Source organism: uncultured Leifsonia sp. (genome assembly GCF_945957465.1).
In the GTDB taxonomy this organism is placed as follows: domain Bacteria; phylum Actinomycetota; class Actinomycetes; order Actinomycetales; family Microbacteriaceae; genus Leifsonia.
In genome coordinates, this window is sequence record NZ_CAMFLC010000035.1 from 19,913 (window position 1) to 34,124 (window position 14,212).

The 14,212-nt window shown below is 70.2% G+C and carries 12 protein-coding genes; 6 read left to right on the forward strand and 6 right to left on the reverse strand.

Annotated elements, in window-relative coordinates; genetic code table 11:
- Positions 1 to 54: 54 nt before the first annotated feature.
- Entirely contained in the window at positions 55 to 1,464 is a 1,410-nt protein-coding gene (locus tag Q0Q23_RS14670; protein ID WP_295125481.1) for a hypothetical protein, read from the reverse strand.
- Between the two features lie 69 nt (positions 1,465 to 1,533).
- The gene (locus tag Q0Q23_RS14675) at positions 1,534 to 2,418 is read right to left on the reverse strand and encodes an ADP/ATP-dependent (S)-NAD(P)H-hydrate dehydratase (RefSeq protein ID WP_295125483.1); all 885 of its coding nucleotides are present in this window, start codon (positions 2,416 to 2,418) and stop codon (positions 1,534 to 1,536) included.
- A gap of 33 nt (positions 2,419 to 2,451) precedes the next feature.
- On the opposite strand from Q0Q23_RS14675, the gene Q0Q23_RS14680 reads away from it, so the two are divergent.
- The 3 genes from Q0Q23_RS14680 to Q0Q23_RS14690 are packed head-to-tail and all read left to right on the forward strand — an operon-like array spanning position 2,452 to position 4,161.
- Entirely contained in the window at positions 2,452 to 2,724 is a 273-nt protein-coding gene (locus tag Q0Q23_RS14680; protein ID WP_295125486.1) for a hypothetical protein, read from the forward strand.
- Positions 2,721 to 3,068 (forward strand): HAD-IA family hydrolase, encoded by a 348-nt coding sequence (locus Q0Q23_RS14685; RefSeq protein ID WP_295125511.1) that lies wholly within the window; start codon positions 2,721 to 2,723, stop codon positions 3,066 to 3,068. The genes Q0Q23_RS14680 and Q0Q23_RS14685 overlap by 4 nt, the downstream gene beginning before the upstream one ends.
- A gap of 7 nt (positions 3,069 to 3,075) precedes the next feature.
- Positions 3,076 to 4,161: an NADH:flavin oxidoreductase/NADH oxidase gene (locus Q0Q23_RS14690; protein ID WP_295125490.1), complete on the forward strand. Its 1,086-nt coding sequence runs from the start codon at positions 3,076 to 3,078 to the stop codon at positions 4,159 to 4,161.
- A 28-nt stretch (positions 4,162 to 4,189) separates the two neighbouring features.
- Here the strand turns inward: Q0Q23_RS14690 and Q0Q23_RS14695 are convergent, their stop codons facing one another.
- Positions 4,190 to 4,576 carry a VOC family protein gene (locus Q0Q23_RS14695; RefSeq protein ID WP_295125493.1) on the reverse strand — a complete coding sequence of 129 codons (387 nt, stop codon included), beginning with the start codon at positions 4,574 to 4,576 and terminating at the stop codon, positions 4,190 to 4,192.
- 125 nt (positions 4,577 to 4,701) lie between these two features.
- Here Q0Q23_RS14695 and Q0Q23_RS14700 point away from each other — a divergent pair, with 125 nt between their 5' ends.
- On the forward strand, positions 4,702 to 5,547 hold the full coding sequence (locus tag Q0Q23_RS14700) for a thioredoxin domain-containing protein (protein WP_295125496.1): 846 nt from the start codon (positions 4,702 to 4,704) through the stop codon (positions 5,545 to 5,547).
- Between the two features lie 43 nt (positions 5,548 to 5,590).
- On the opposite strand, the gene Q0Q23_RS14705 is transcribed toward Q0Q23_RS14700, so the two are convergent.
- Complete coding sequence (locus Q0Q23_RS14705; RefSeq protein WP_295125499.1) at positions 5,591 to 6,628, reverse strand: hemolysin family protein; 1,038 nt, start codon at positions 6,626 to 6,628, stop codon at positions 5,591 to 5,593.
- A complete protein-coding gene (locus Q0Q23_RS14710; protein WP_295125514.1) occupies positions 6,625 to 7,929 on the reverse strand; it encodes a hemolysin family protein in 1,305 nt (434 codons plus the stop codon). Before Q0Q23_RS14710 ends, Q0Q23_RS14705 begins: the two co-directional genes overlap by 4 nt.
- Positions 7,930 to 8,161: 232 nt before the next feature.
- Here Q0Q23_RS14710 and Q0Q23_RS14715 point away from each other — a divergent pair, with 232 nt between their 5' ends.
- Entirely contained in the window at positions 8,162 to 8,557 is a 396-nt protein-coding gene (locus Q0Q23_RS14715) for a hypothetical protein (RefSeq protein WP_295125502.1), read from the forward strand.
- Between the two features lie 74 nt (positions 8,558 to 8,631).
- Here Q0Q23_RS14715 and Q0Q23_RS14720 read toward each other — a convergent pair whose 3' ends face one another.
- Positions 8,632 to 10,071: a GuaB1 family IMP dehydrogenase-related protein gene (locus Q0Q23_RS14720; RefSeq protein WP_295125505.1), complete on the reverse strand. Its 1,440-nt coding sequence runs from the start codon at positions 10,069 to 10,071 to the stop codon at positions 8,632 to 8,634.
- Positions 10,072 to 10,207: 136 nt separating this feature from the next.
- Here Q0Q23_RS14720 and Q0Q23_RS14725 point away from each other — a divergent pair, with 136 nt between their 5' ends.
- Positions 10,208 to 14,086 (forward strand): multifunctional oxoglutarate decarboxylase/oxoglutarate dehydrogenase thiamine pyrophosphate-binding subunit/dihydrolipoyllysine-residue succinyltransferase subunit, encoded by a 3,879-nt coding sequence (locus Q0Q23_RS14725; protein WP_295125508.1) that lies wholly within the window; start codon positions 10,208 to 10,210, stop codon positions 14,084 to 14,086.
- Positions 14,087 to 14,212: the final 126 nt, after the last annotated feature.

Below are 14,212 nucleotides of genomic sequence, written 5' to 3' on the forward strand. Positions count from 1 at the left end.
CCGGATGCCCGGGCACACCAGCCAGTCTAGGAGGCCTGTGGGCAGAGGCGGCCCTCAGCCGATCTCCCGCACCGGCACGGGATGCGCGTCGGGCGCCGCGCGGAACGGCCAGGCGTGCGCGGGCAGGAGGTCGTCCGCCGCCTCGTCCGCATGCCGCTTGCGCCACAGGGCGCCGATCGTCCAGGCGAGGATCACGAAGTACATCAGGTTGCGCACGGTCAGGACCGCGACCATGATCGGCAGCGGCACGAGCAGCCCGTCGTACAGATAGGGGTAGATCACCTGGGTGAGCGTCGCCGTGATGAGCACGAGGATCGAGGGGATCCGGAAACCGCGGCCCTGGTAGATCAGCCCGATGATGACCGGAGCGGCGAGCCAGGTGATGTACTGCGGCGAACCGACCTTGTTGAAGGCGATGAACGCCGTCACCAGGGCGAGCGACAGTTCCGGCAGGATCCGCGTGTAGGGCGTTCCGCGCCGCACCGAGCGGATGCCGACGAGCGCGACCACGATGGCGGTGAGGCCGAACAGCGGGTTCATCAGCGAACCGGCCGCCACCGTGCCCTCCCCGGTCACCTGGAACGTGAGGAGGTCGCGGTCGTAGTACACGACCGCGCCCGGCACATGGAACGCGGCCTGCCACATCCAGAACGTCGCCACCGGCGCCTCGATCTGGATTCCACGCCCAGTCTGCATCGTGATGAAGCTGAGCACGTGCAGACCCGCGCCGAAGATGAGTGGGACCGCCACGATGATGGCGCTCGTGACAGCGGCGGTCGTGACGATGTGCCAGCGTGACTTCAGGGCGACGACCGCCGCGACGAGGATCGCTGCCGGCCACACCTTGATCCAGGTCGCGACCGTCAGCACCACCACCGCGGCGCGCTCGTGGAGGGTCAGCCAGAGCACCCCGACGACGGCGAGGGCCGCGGAGACCGAGTCGAGCCGGCCGACCGCGATCGGCCCGAGCAACAGCAGGAACGCCAGCCACCACCAGCCCGTGACCAGCCGCCGCGGCTCGCGGCCGACGATCAGGACGGCGAACGCGGCGGCGTTCAGCAGCAGGACCATCGTGAGCCAGCCGCCGACGTAGTTGTCCGCGCCGAACAGCAGCGGCAGCATCACGGGCACGATCGCGGCGAACGGATACACCCAGTCGGCGTTCACCCCGACGATCTCGGTGCCCTGCGCGGCGAGCTGCGCCCACGGCTTGTAGACCCACATCACGTCGCCGAGGCCCTTGCCCTCGGCGAGAGCGAGGCTCCCGATGACCAAGTGGACGGCGAGGAACGCGATCCACAGGCTCAGCGGGCTGGAGGCGACTCGGCTGAGGGCGGTTCCCGCGCGGAGTCCGGCGATGGCCGTCGCGCCGTTCGACCGGGAGGCGACGCGCAGCGGGCCGGCTGCCCCCGCCGCACTCGAATCGCCGTTCGCCGCGCTCGTCGCCGCCGCGTCACTCCCCATGGGGCCTCATCCTAGGGGACGCGCCCGAACGGGAAGCGCCGCCATGAGCCGGGCCGTGTGCGAGGTCGCTCAGCTTCCGGCGAGCAGCCGCCGGATCACACCGGGAACGGCCTCCGCCACGTCGAGCGCCACGACCGGACCGCCCTGCGACGCCGCCTCTCCGGCGCGGCCGTGCACCCACGCCGCGGTCGCCGCGAGCGCCGTGAGCGCGTCGTGACCGCCGTCGCGCACCGCGTCGGCGTGCGTCGCGACCAGGGCGCCGAGAACCCCGCCGAGCACGTCACCGCTGCCCGCCGTCGCCAGCCAGGCCGGCCCGGCGGTGACGGTGATGCGCCGCCCGCCGGGGGGCACGACGTGCGTGGTGTGGCCCTTGAGCAGGACTGTGACGCCCAGGGTCGACGCGGCGCGCTCCGCCCATCCGGCCGGGTCGGCCCGGATCTCGTCCGCGTCCGGGGTGGGGCCGTCGCCGCCGGCCGCCTCGAGCGCGACCGCCAGCTCCCGGTAGTGCGGCGTGATGATCACCGGCCCGGCGGCGCGGCCGACCAGGTCCAGCGCGCCCGCATCGATCACGAGAGGCGTGCCGTCGTCGAGCGCCTCGCTGAGCCGACGGGCGTCGTCGGCGCTGCGGTCGTCGGCGGACATCCCCGAGCCGATGAGCCAGGCCTGCACGCGGCCGGGCGCGGAGACGATCTCAGGGCGGCGGCGCAGCACCTCCTCCGCCGCGTGCGGCGCACCGAGGTAGCGGATCATGCCGACGCCCGTGCGCGCGGCCGCCTCGGCGCCGAGCACGGCCGCGCCGGGATACCGGCCCGAACCGGTCACCATGCCGAGCACTCCGCGCGAGTACTTGTCGTCGCCGTCCCCCGGCACGGCGATCCATTCGCGCGCGTCGCCGGCCTCCCATGCCGTCGGCCCCGCGGAGCCCGCCGGCGTGTGCTCACGGTTGTCGTCCATCGCACCTCCCACCGCCCACGATAGGTTGAGGAGATGAGCATCTCCATCCCCGGAAAGGTGATCGTCTTCGATTACGGGGAGGTCATCTCGGTCACTCCGAGCGAGGCGGACCGCACGGCGCTGGTGGGGATCGCCGGCGGGGACGCGGAGCAGTTCTGGCCGGCGTACTGGCGTCATCGCAACGCGCTCGACCAGGGCACGCTGACCATCCAGCAGTACTGGCGGGCATCGAGCGCGAGCTCGGCGAGAGCTGGGAGGACGCGACGATCCACCGGCTCTGGCTCGCCGACTTCCGCAGCTGGCTGACCATCGATCACGACACCCTGCAGGTGCTCCTCGACCTGAAGGCGGGCGGGACCCGGCTGGCACTGCTCTCGAACGCCGGTCGCGACTTCGGGTCGTACTTCCGTCATGGAACGCTCGGCGACCTGTTCGAGCAGGTCTTCGTCAGCGGCGAACTGGGAACCGTCAAGCCCGGCGCCGAGATCTTCGAGCACGTGATGGCGGAGCTCGGCGTGACCGCGGAGCAGACCGTGTTCATCGACAACAAGGCGGAGAACGTGGAGGGTGCCAGGGCACTCGGCATCGCGGGCCACGTGTACACGTCCGCAGCCGACCTGCGGGCATATCTGGAGAGCCTGGCGGCTTAGTCTCGGTATGACTTCCCTTTTCGATCCGCTCACCCTGCGCGACGTCACCGTCCGCAACCGCATCTGGACCTCGCCGATGTGCCAGTACTCCGTGCTGGACGAATCAGGCGTGCCGCAGACGTGGCACCTGGTCCACCTCGGCTCGCTCGCCGCGGGTGGCAGCGGCATCGTCTTCACCGAGGCGACCGCGGTGAACGCGGAGGGCCGGATCTCTCCGCGCGACACGGGGATCTGGACCGATGAGCAGGCGGAGGCCTGGCGGCCGATCGTCGAGTTCATCGCGGCTCAGGGCGCTGTGCCCGCCATCCAGCTCGCGCACGCCGGGCGCAAGGCGTCGAGCTGGCCGGCGTGGGGCTTCGAGGACCGGCACGGGTCCGTCCCCGCCGACGAGGGCGGCTGGACGGCCGTCGCACCGTCGGCCGTCGCATTCGGCGACCTCGCGGTGCCGGCTGAGCTCGACCACGCGGGTATCGATGCGATCGTCGACGACTTCCGCTCCGCGGCACGCCGTTCCGTCGACGTCGGGTTCCGCATTCTGGAGCTGCACGCGGCGCACGGGTATCTGCTGCACGAGTTCCTGTCGCCCATCGCCAACCACCGCACCGATGAGTACGGCGGCTCGCTGGAGAACCGCGCGCGTCTGCTGCTGCGCATCGTGGCGGCGGTGCGCGAGGCTGTCGGCGACGCCGTTCCGCTGTTCGTCCGGTTCTCCGGGAGCGATTGGACCCCGGGCGGATGGGATGAGCAGCAGACCGCCACCGTCGCCGGGTGGGCGCAGGAGGCCGGGGCCGACTTCTTCGACATCTCGTCCGGCGGCATCCAGACCGGCGTACGGATCCCACTCGAACCCGGCTACCAGGTCCCGTTCGCCGAGCACGTCCGCAGCTCCGCCGAAGTGGATGTGAGCGCCGTCGGCCTGATCACGACGCCGCAGCAGGCGGCCGACATCGTCGAGAACGGAAGCGCGGACGCGGTCATGCTGGCGCGCGAACTCCTCCGCGACCCGCACTTCCCGTTGCGGGCCGCACACGAACTCGGCGTCGCGGTCGATTACTGGCCGGCGCAGTATCTGCGGGCGCGCTGGCGCGACTGACGCGGCGGCCGCGCGGCGCGGGCACCGGTCACATGGGCGTATTGGGCTGGGTCAGGCAGAGGTAGTTGCCCTCGCTGTCCTGGAACCAGGCCGACTTGCCTTCGTCGTCGGTCGCCACGCCGTTCTCGGTCTTCAGCCCGGGAAAGTCGTAGTCCGCGAAGACGACGCCTCTGTCGCGCAGGTGCGCCATCTCGGCGGCGATGTCCTCCACGAGCCAGCACATCGCGGTGTTCTGGGCCGTGCCGGCGTTGGCGGTCTCGTAGATGTAGATCCAGGAGTCTCCACCCGTGCGGTACCGAGCTCCTTGCTCGCTCACATCCTCAGGCTCGAGTTCGAGCTTGTCCCGGAACCACGCGATGGCGCGGGAGAGGTCTGATGCCGGGAGGACGGAGTAGGTCTTGCTGGACGATAACATGAGAATTTCTCCTCTTCTTTCCGCGCGGCATGTTACTCCCATCGCGGTGCCACGGCCCGCTCGACCGGACTGTCCACCCGAGCGCGGCTGAGGCATTGCCCAGATCGATACGCTACATTTCACCGGTGCCGAACAAACCGCAGAAGAAGAGAAGTACCGCTGAAGCGCGCGAGATCACGCGGCAGCCTCAGGAGGCCGGCGATCGGCGGACCTGGCGGCGCAGGGCGCTGCTCCCCCTCGTCGCCTCGTCGGCGGTGATCATCGTGGCCGGAGCCGTGCTCGGGGCTTTCGCGCTGCGGCCTGGCCCCACTCCGGCGGCAGGACCGCGAAACATGGAATCGGGGTCCATCGTCGTCACGGGCGCCGACGGCGCAGTGCGAGTCGAGCTGTCATCCGCGCTGCGCGCCGGCGAAGACCCGACGGTGACCGCTTGGGACCTCGATGACGACCGGACCCATGTGCAGACCTTCATCGACTGGGCCTGCCCGGCATGTGAGGCGTTCGAGGCCCAGTACGGCGAAGCCCTCCTCCGCCGCGTCGCCGCCGGCGAGGCGACACTCGAGATCTTCCCGGTCGCCATCCTCGACCATCAGTACACGACCGACTACTCCACGCGGGCGGCGAACGCGGCAGCGTGCTTCGCCGACCGTGCACCCGAACGGTTCCTCTCCGCCCAGGCCGCGATGTTCGCGCACCAGCCGGAGGAGGGCGGACCGGGCCTCTCGACGGACGAGATCATCGAGGTGCTGCACAACGAGGGAATCCAGGAGGACTCCGTCGACTCCTGCATCCGCGCGTCCACCTTCGCCGATTGGGTGGCTGAGCAGACGGCTCGGATCACCGCCGACCCGCGGGCGCAGACGACGTCGCCCAATGGCACGAAAGGCTTCTCGACACCGACCATCGTCGCCGACGGCGCGACGTGGGACCGCACGACGCCGCTGAACGAGTTGCTCGGCCTGAGCGACTGACGACAGGACGGCGGCCGATCGCGCTGCACGGCCGCCGTCGCCATCACCGACGCCGGGTGGCGTCCTGGACCTCGCCCACGAGCTCCTCGATGATGTCCTCGAGGAACAGCACGCCCGCGGTGGCGCCTTCGCCGTCCACGGCCCGCGCCAGGTGGCTTCCCGTGCGGCGCATGCTCTCCAGCGCGTCCTCCAGATCGCTGTCGACGAAGACGGTCACCAGCCGGCGCACGCGCTTGGCCGGAACCGGGAGGTCGAAGCCGGTTTCCTCCAGGTCGAGGACGTCTTTGAGGTGCAGGTAACCGGTCGGCTCGCCGTCGGCATCCGGAACGACGTAGCGCGAGAAACCGTGCTTCGCGACCGCCCTCTCGACGTCGGCCGGGGTCGGGGCGGGTGGCAGCGAGACCAGCGTCTCCGGCTTGACCATGACATCCCGCACCTTCTTGGCGGTGAACTCGAACGCCGCAGTGAGCGCGCCGGTCCGGTCGGTCAGCAGCCCCTCCCGGGTCGACTGGTTCACGATGGTCGCGACTTCGTCGAGGGTGAACGTGCTGGCCGCCTCGTCCTTCGGCTCCACGCGGAACAGCCGCAGCACGCTGTTGGCCGTCGCGTTGAGAGCGACGATGATCGGCCGCACCGCCCGCCCCACGCCGACGAGCGGAGGCGCGAGCAGCAGCGCCGCCCTGTCCGGCATCGAGAAGGAGATGTTCTTGGGCACCATCTCGCCGAAGACGACGTGCAGGAACGACACCACGACCAGCGCGATGACGAACGCGACGGTCCCGATCACGTCCTCCGACCAGCCGGTCGCCGAGAGCGGGACTTCGAGCAGGTGGTGGATGGCCGGCTCGGAGACGTTCAGGATCAGCAGCGAGCACACCGTGATGCCGAGCTGGGTCGTCGCGAGCATGAGCGTCGCGTGCTCCATGGCGTAGAGCGCAGTCTTCGCGCTGCGCTTCCCGCGCTCGGCGAGCGGCTCGATCTGCGAACGGCGCGCGGAGATGACCGCGAACTCGGCCCCCACGAAGAACGCGTTCACGAGGAGGAGCACCACCAGCCAGGCGATGCCGGCCCAGTCGCTCATACGTCACCTCCCGCAGCCGGCGCATCCGGGTCGGGGGTGTACCGGATGCGATCGACCCTGCGGCCGTCCAGACGCTCGACGCGGAGCGTGCCGCCGCCGATGGCGACCTCGTCGCCGACCTTCGGGAGCCGCCCGAGCTCGTTCATGACGAAGCCCGCGACGGTCTCGTACGGGCCGTCTTCGGGAACCGCGACGTCGGCCTGCTCGCGCAGTTCGTCCGGCCGCAGGATGCCGGGGAACGTGATGGAGTCGCGACCGCGGACCACGCCGGCCCGCGTTCGGTCGTGCTCGTCTGCGACTTCTCCGACGATCTCCTCCACCAGGTCCTCGAGCGTGGCGATGCCGGAGGTGCCCCCGTATTCGTCGACGACCACTGCCATCTGATACCCCCGGCCGCGCAGTTCACCCAGCAGCGTGTCCAGGCTCATGGTCTCCGGCACACGCAGCGCCTCGGTCTGCAGCGCAGAGACGGGCACGCGGCCACGACGCTGACGAGGGACGGCGACGGCCTGCTTGACGTGCACGAAGCCCACGACGTCGTCCACGTCCTCGTCCACGACCGGGAACCGGGAATAGCCCGTGCTGCGGGCCAGGCCGATGACCGTCTGCGCCGGGTCGGTGCGCTTGACCGCCTCCACCCGGGGCCGGGGAGTCATCACGTCGGAGGCCGTCCGCGTCGAGAACGCGAGCGTGCGGCTGAGCAGCGTGGCGGTGTCATCTTCGAGCACGCCGGCGCTCGCCGAGCGGCGCACGAGTGACGAGAGCTCGTCGGCGGTGCGTGCGGCGGACAGTTCCTCCTTGGGCTCGATGCCGAGCATCCGGAGGAAGGCGTTCGCGGTGCCGTTGAGGAGGAACACGAACGGGCGGAACACCGTCGTGAAGACGGTCTGGAACGGGATGACCAGCTTGGCGGTCGCGAGCGGGAGCGCCAGCGCGAAGTTCTTCGGGACGAGCTCGCCGAGGATCATCGACAGCAGCGTCGCCACGGCGATCGCGACGACGGAGGCGATCGGCACGACCGCCGCACCGGGCAGGCCGAGCGCGGTGAGCGGGCCGCGCAGCAGGGTGCTCAGCGCGGGCTCCATCGTGTAACCGGTGAGGAGCGTGGTCAGCGTGATGCCGAGCTGCGCGCTCGACAGGTGCGTCGAGGTGATCTTCAGCGCGGCGATCGTCATGGCCAGCCGGGACTCGCCGCGCGCCCGCCGTGCTTCCAGATCGCCTCTGTCGAGGTTGACGAGGGCGAACTCACTGGCCACGAAGAGCCCGGTGCCGATGGTGAGCAGGAGGCCGACCCCCAGCATGATCCACTCAGAGAGCACGGCGACCACCCCACTCGGGGGGACTCGTCGGATGGAATGGGCTGGCAGAAGGAGGGTCGTCCATTTCGCGAGTCAGTATAGCGGCGCGCATCGCGCGGATGCTGGGTTCCCGCGGCCGGAAGGCGATTCCCAGCGTGCCCATCGACACGCCATAGGGCTCCCGAAGCGAGCGGCGGCATCCTCGCGGCAGAGAGTCCACCGAGAGGATCCGCCCATGAGCACCACCGTCCCGAATCCCGGCCAGTCCTGGCAGCCGGCGCCGCACGCCGCGCCCGGGTACGGGCAGCCGACACCGCAGTATGCTCCGCAGCCGCAGTACGTACCGCAGCCACACGCGCCGCAGCCGCCGACGTCGCACGGTAGCGTGCTGCATCGCTGGCCCACCTGGGCGCAGAACACGGCACTGGCGGTCGGTGCGGCCGCCGTGCTCGTCGTGGTGTTCTTCGCCGGTTACTTCACCGCGCACGCGATCGACGGCGCCCGCGGCGGCTTCGGCACCGGGCAGAACTTCACGCCGCGCCAGTTCGGAGGCGACGGCGGCGGCTTCGGCGGCCAGTCCGGCTCCGGCGGCGGCTTCGGCGGCCAGTCCGGCTCCGGAAACGGGTCATGACCCGCGTCCCCCGATCGTTTCCTCACGTCCTCCCGCTTCGTTCGGCGTGTCGCGGGAGGACGTGAGGAAGCACCTCACCAGCTGACGGGGAGGGCTTTGCCTTCCTCGTAGCCGGCCGCCGACTGGATCCCCACGAGGGCGCGGTCGTGGAACTCGGCCAGCGTCCGCGCTCCGGCGTACGTGAACGAGCTGCGCAGCCCGGTGGTGATCATGTCCAGGAGGTCCTCGACCGAGGGCCGCAGCGGGTCGAGGTAGATGCGCGAGCTCGAGATGCCCTCCGCGAAGAGCGTCTTGCGGGCCTGCTCGAACGCGTCCAGCCGTTGGAACCGACCCTTCACCGCCTTCGTGGAGGCCATCCCCCAGCTCTCCTTGTAGAGCGCACCGCGCTCGTCGGCGACGAGGGCTCCCGGCGCCTCGATCGTCCCGGCGAACCACGATCCGATCATCACGGACGCACCGCCGGCGGCGAGCGCGAGGGCCACGTCGCGCGGGTACCGCACCCCGCCGTCCGCCCAGACGTGGGCGCCGAGCTCCCGCGCGGTCTCACTGGTCTCGAGCACGGCGGAGAACTGCGGCCGGCCCACCGCGGTCATCATGCGCGTCGTGCACATCGCGCCGGGGCCGACGCCCACCTTGAGGATGTCGGCGCCCGCGGCCACCAGGTCGCGCACGGCCTGCTCCGTCACGACGTTGCCCGCGGCGATCGGAAGCCCGAGCCCGAGGCCCTTGACGGTGCGGATGGCGCGGCGCATGCCGTCCTGGTCGCCGTGGGCCGTGTCGATCACCAGCACGTCCACGCCGGCGGCGGCGAGCGCCTTCGCCTTGGCTGCGACGTCGCCGTTGATGCCGACCGCCGCCGCGACCCGCAGCCGGCCGTGGGCGTCGAGCGCGGGCGTGTAGATGGTGGAGCGCAGGGCGCTCGTGCGGCTCAGCGTCCCGACCACGCGACCGTGGTCGAGCACAGGCGCGAATGCGAGCCCCGCGGCCTCCATCACGTCGAACGCCGCCCGGCCGTCGGGGAGGTCCTCCGCCTCCAGCGACGTCAGCGCGCCGTGCAGGAGGTCGCCGATGCGCGCGTCGGGCAGCGCCGAACCGAGCTGGACGGCGGCGAGGCAGCCGAGGTAACGGCCGTCGTCGTCACTCACGACGACGCCGTGCCCCTCCACCGGGGGCACGCGGCGCAGAACGTCGGCGACCGTCTCGTGCGGGAGGGCGGAATACGGGGTGTCGAAAGCGACCGGTTGCGCCTTGACCCAGCGGATGGCCTCGTCGAGGTCCTGCAGGTGCATGTCCTGCGGCAGGACCCCGAGGCCGCCGCGGCGCGCGAGGGTCGCGGCGAGCCGCTTGCCCGTCACCGAGTTCATGTTGGCGGACACGATCGGGATGGTCGCACCCGTGCCGTCCTCGGGTGCGAGCGAGACGTCGAGGCGGCTCGTCACGTCCGAGCGCGACGGCACCAGGAAGACGTCCGAATAGGTGAGATCGTGACGCGGGGTCGTGGCATAGAACTGCATGGGAATAACGGTATCCTTCCGGGTCGGACGGCCGCACCCGGTGCCCGATGGGATTAGGCTTGATGCTCGGATGGAGACGGGTGGTCGACGGACCCCCGATCGGAACGAAATCAACGGAGAGAGTGGGCGATCGGCTGTGTCGAGCCAATTGACCGGTGTGGGAACCGACGACGGATCGTCGGGCGAATTCGGAGCCAATGAGTGGCTCGTCGACGAACTGTACGAACAGTTCGTGCAGGACAAGAACTCGGTCGACAAGTCCTGGTGGCCGATCCTGGAGAGCTACAAGCCGACCGTGAAGGACGGCGAAGCTTCCACCCCTGGCGAGACCCCCGCCCCGACCCCGGCAGAGCCGGGCGTCCCCACCCCGAGCGAGCCGACGGCCCCCGCTCCGAGCGAGCCGGCCGTCCCCACTCCTCCCGCCGCCCCCGCCGAGCCGGCCCCCGCACCGGGCGCTCCGGAGCCGCCAGCTGCGCCCGCCGAGTCGGCCGCGCCGGCCGAGCCCCGCCCGGTCACGACACCCATCCCGATCATCGGCTCGCAGCCGGTGGCGCGCACCACGTCGATCGCGCCGAAGCCGCAGCCGGTCCCGGCCGACGCGCCGGTCACCTCCCCCAACGCCACGGTCGAGGCAGCGGAGGAGGACAAGGTCACTCCGCTGCGCGGCATGTCCAAGTCGCTCGCGACCAACATGGACGCCTCGCTCAGCGTTCCCACCGCGACGAGCGTCCGGACCATCCCGGCGAAGCTGATGATCGACAACCGCATCGTCATCAACAACCACCTCAAGCGCGCCCGCGGCGGCAAGGTGTCGTTCACCCATCTGATCGGCTGGGCGCTCATCCAGGCGCTCAAGGACTTCCCGAGCCAGAACGTCTACTACGACGAGGTCGACGGCAAGCCGTCGGTCGTCGCTCCCGCCCACATCAACCTCGGCATCGCGATCGACCTGCCCAAGCCCGACGGCACGCGCGCCCTGCTGGTGCCGAGCATCAAGCGCGCCGACACGATGCGCTTCGGCGAGTACCTCGCCGCGTACGAAGACCTGGTGTCGAAGGCGCGCAACAACAAGCTCACCGCCGCCGACTTCGCCGGCACCACGATCTCGCTGACCAACCCCGGCGGCATCGGCACCGTGCATTCGGTGCCGCGCCTGATGAAGGGTCAGGGCGCGATCATCGGCGCAGGGGCTCTCGAATACCCGGCCGAGTTCCAGGGGTCGAGCGAGAAGACCCTCGCCGGGCTCGCCATCGGCAAGACCATCACACTGACCAGCACCTACGACCACCGCGTCATCCAGGGCGCCGGTTCCGGCGAGTTCCTCAAGATCGTCCACGAGCTGCTGATCGGCAAGCGCAACTTCTACGAAGACATCTTCGCCGAACTGCGCATCCCGTACATGCCGATCCACTGGAACCCGGACATCTCGGTCGACCTGGCGAGCGCGGTCGACAAGACCGCCCGCGTCCAGGAGCTCATCAACTCGTTCCGCGTGCGCGGCCACCTGATGGCCGACATCGACCCGCTCGAGTACGTTCAGCGCAGCCACCCCGACCTCGAGATCGAGAACCACGGACTCACCTTCTGGGACCTCGACCGCGAGTTCGTCACGGGCGCGTTCGGCGGCGACAAGCGCACCATGAAGCTGCGCGACATCCTCGGAGTCCTCCGCGACTCGTACTGCCGCACCGTCGGCATCGAGTACATGCACATCCAGGACCCGGCGCAACGCAAGTGGTTCCAGGACAAGCTCGAGCGCCCCTACGAGAAGCCGGGCCACGACGAGCAGCTGCGCATCCTCGGCAAGCTGAACGAGGCCGAGGCGTTCGAGACCTTCCTGCAGACCAAGTACGTCGGTCAGAAGCGATTCAGCCTCGAGGGCGGGGAATCGACCATCGCGCTCCTCGACACGATCCTGCAGAGTGCGGCGGAGGCGGGCCTCGACGAGGCCGCGATCGGCATGGCCCACCGCGGTCGCCTGAACGTGCTCACCAACATCGCCGGCAAGACCTATGGTCAGATCTTCCGCGAGTTCGAGGGCACCCAAGACCCGCGCACCGTGCAGGGCTCGGGCGACGTCAAGTACCACCTCGGCACCGAGGGCACCTTCAAGGGCACGGACGGCGCCGAGATCCCGGTCTACCTCGCCGCGAACCCCTCGCACCTGGAGGCGGTGGACGGCGTCCTGGAGGGCATCGTGCGCGCCAAGCAGGACCGCCGCCCCGCGGGCACCTTCCTCACCCTGCCGATCCTCATCCACGGCGACGCCGCGATGGCGGGTCAGGGCATCGTGGTCGAGCAGATGCAGATGTCGCAGCTGCGGGCGTACCGCACCGGCGGCACCATCCACGTCAACATCAACAACCAGGTCGGCTTCACCACGCCCCCCGCGGAGGGCCGCTCGTCGGTCTACTCGACCGACGTGGCCAAGACCATCCAGGCTCCGATCTTCCACGTGAACGGCGACGACCCGGAGGCCGTGGTGCGCGTGGCGCAGATCGCCTTCGAGTACCGCCAGGAGTTCAAGCGCGACGTCGTCATCGACCTCGTGGCGTACCGCCGCCGCGGTCACAACGAGGGCGACGACCCGTCGATGACGCAGCCGCTGATGTACAACCTCATCGAGGCGAAGCGCTCGGTGCGCCGTCTGTACACGGAGGCCCTGGTCGGCCGCGGCGACATCACCGAGGAGGAGTACGAGGCCGCGCACCGCGACTTCCAGGACCGCCTCGAGCGCGCCTTCATGGAGACGCACGCGGCACAGACCCATTCGACGCCGGTCATCACCCAGGGCGACAGCACAGCCGACCTCGAGCACCCGGACGCCCAGCAGGGCAGCGACGACAACGTGGGCGAGCCCGACACCACGGCGGTCAGCGAGCAGGTCATCCAGCTCATCGGCGATGCGTTCAACAACCCGCCCGCCGGGTTCACGGTGCACCCCAAGCTGCAGCAGCTCCTCAACAAGCGCAGCGACATGAGCCGCAACGGCGGAATCGACTGGGGCTTCGGCGAACTGCTGGCCCTCGGCTCGGTGCTGCTGGAGGGCACTCCGGTGCGTCTCGCCGGTCAGGACGCGCGGCGCGGCACGTTCGTGCAGCGCCACGCGGTGCTCCACGACCGCGCGAACGGCCAGGAATGGCTGCCGCTGGCCAACCTGAGCGACAACCAGGCGAAGTTCTGGATCTACGACTCGCTGCTCAGCGAGTACGCGGCCATGGGCTTCGAGTACGGCTACTCGGTCGAGCGGCCCGATGCCCTGGTGCTGTGGGAGGCGCAGTTCGGCGACTTCGCCAACGGCGCGCAGATCATCATCGACGAGTTCATCTCGTCGGCCGAGCAGAAGTGGGGCCAGCGCTCGTCGCTCGTCCTGCTCCTCCCGCACGGTTACGAGGGTCAGGGGCCCGACCACTCGAGCGCCCGCATCGAGCGCTACCTGCAGCTGTGCGCCGAGAACAACATGACCGTCGCGCGCCCGTCGACCCCGGCGTCGTACTTCCACCTGCTGCGCCGCCAGGCGTACGCGCGGCCGCGACGGCCGCTGGTGGTGTTCACCCCGAAGGCGATGCTGCGCCTGCGCGGTGCGTCCAGCGACGTGTCGGAGTTCACGAGCGGCAAGTTCGAGCCCGTGATCGACGACGCACGGATCACCGACAAGGCGGCCGTCAAGCGCGTGCTGTTCATGGCGGGCAAGCTCTACCACGACCTCGTGAACGAGCTGGAGAAGAATCCCAACCCCGAGATCGCCCTGGTGCGCGTGGAGCAGTTCTACCCGCTCCCCGGCGCCGAGCTGAAGGCCGTGGCCGACTCCTACCCCAACGCCGAGCTGGTGTGGACACAGGACGAGCCCGAGAACCAGGGGGCGTGGCCGTTCATCATCCTGGAGACCTCCAAGCTCGGCCCGCGTCCGATCGGCGTGATCTCGCGCCCGGCATCGGCGTCGCCGGCTGCCGGCTCGGCGAAGCGTCACGCGCAGGAGCAGTCGGTGCTCATCCAGCGGGCGCTGACGCTGTAAGGCATTCCGCCTGCAACGGAGGAGTGGGGGGGCGGGTAGGGGCGCCGCAACACCCGTCAATGCCAGCCACCGGGGCGGGGCCCCCCCAGCCCCCCCGTGGCGACCCGGTCCCCAGCCCGGGGAACG

Coding starts and splice junctions, on each gene's coding strand:
- Q0Q23_RS14705 (WP_295125499.1), bottom strand. CDS start 6,628: ATGAGCGACTGGGCCGGCATCGCCTGGCTGGTGGTGCTCCTCCTCGTG.
- Q0Q23_RS14695 (WP_295125493.1), bottom strand. CDS start 4,576: ATGTTATCGTCCAGCAAGACCTACTCCGTCCTCCCGGCATCAGACCTC.
- Q0Q23_RS14715 (WP_295125502.1), top strand. CDS start 8,162: ATGAGCACCACCGTCCCGAATCCCGGCCAGTCCTGGCAGCCGGCGCCG.
- Q0Q23_RS14690 (WP_295125490.1), top strand. CDS start 3,076: ATGACTTCCCTTTTCGATCCGCTCACCCTGCGCGACGTCACCGTCCGC.
- Q0Q23_RS14680 (WP_295125486.1), top strand. CDS start 2,452: ATGAGCATCTCCATCCCCGGAAAGGTGATCGTCTTCGATTACGGGGAG.
- Q0Q23_RS14670 (WP_295125481.1), bottom strand. CDS start 1,464: ATGGGGAGTGACGCGGCGGCGACGAGCGCGGCGAACGGCGATTCGAGT.
- Q0Q23_RS14720 (WP_295125505.1), bottom strand. CDS start 10,071: ATGCAGTTCTATGCCACGACCCCGCGTCACGATCTCACCTATTCGGAC.
- Q0Q23_RS14710 (WP_295125514.1), bottom strand. CDS start 7,929: ATGCTGGGGGTCGGCCTCCTGCTCACCATCGGCACCGGGCTCTTCGTG.
- Q0Q23_RS14675 (WP_295125483.1), bottom strand. CDS start 2,418: ATGGACGACAACCGTGAGCACACGCCGGCGGGCTCCGCGGGGCCGACG.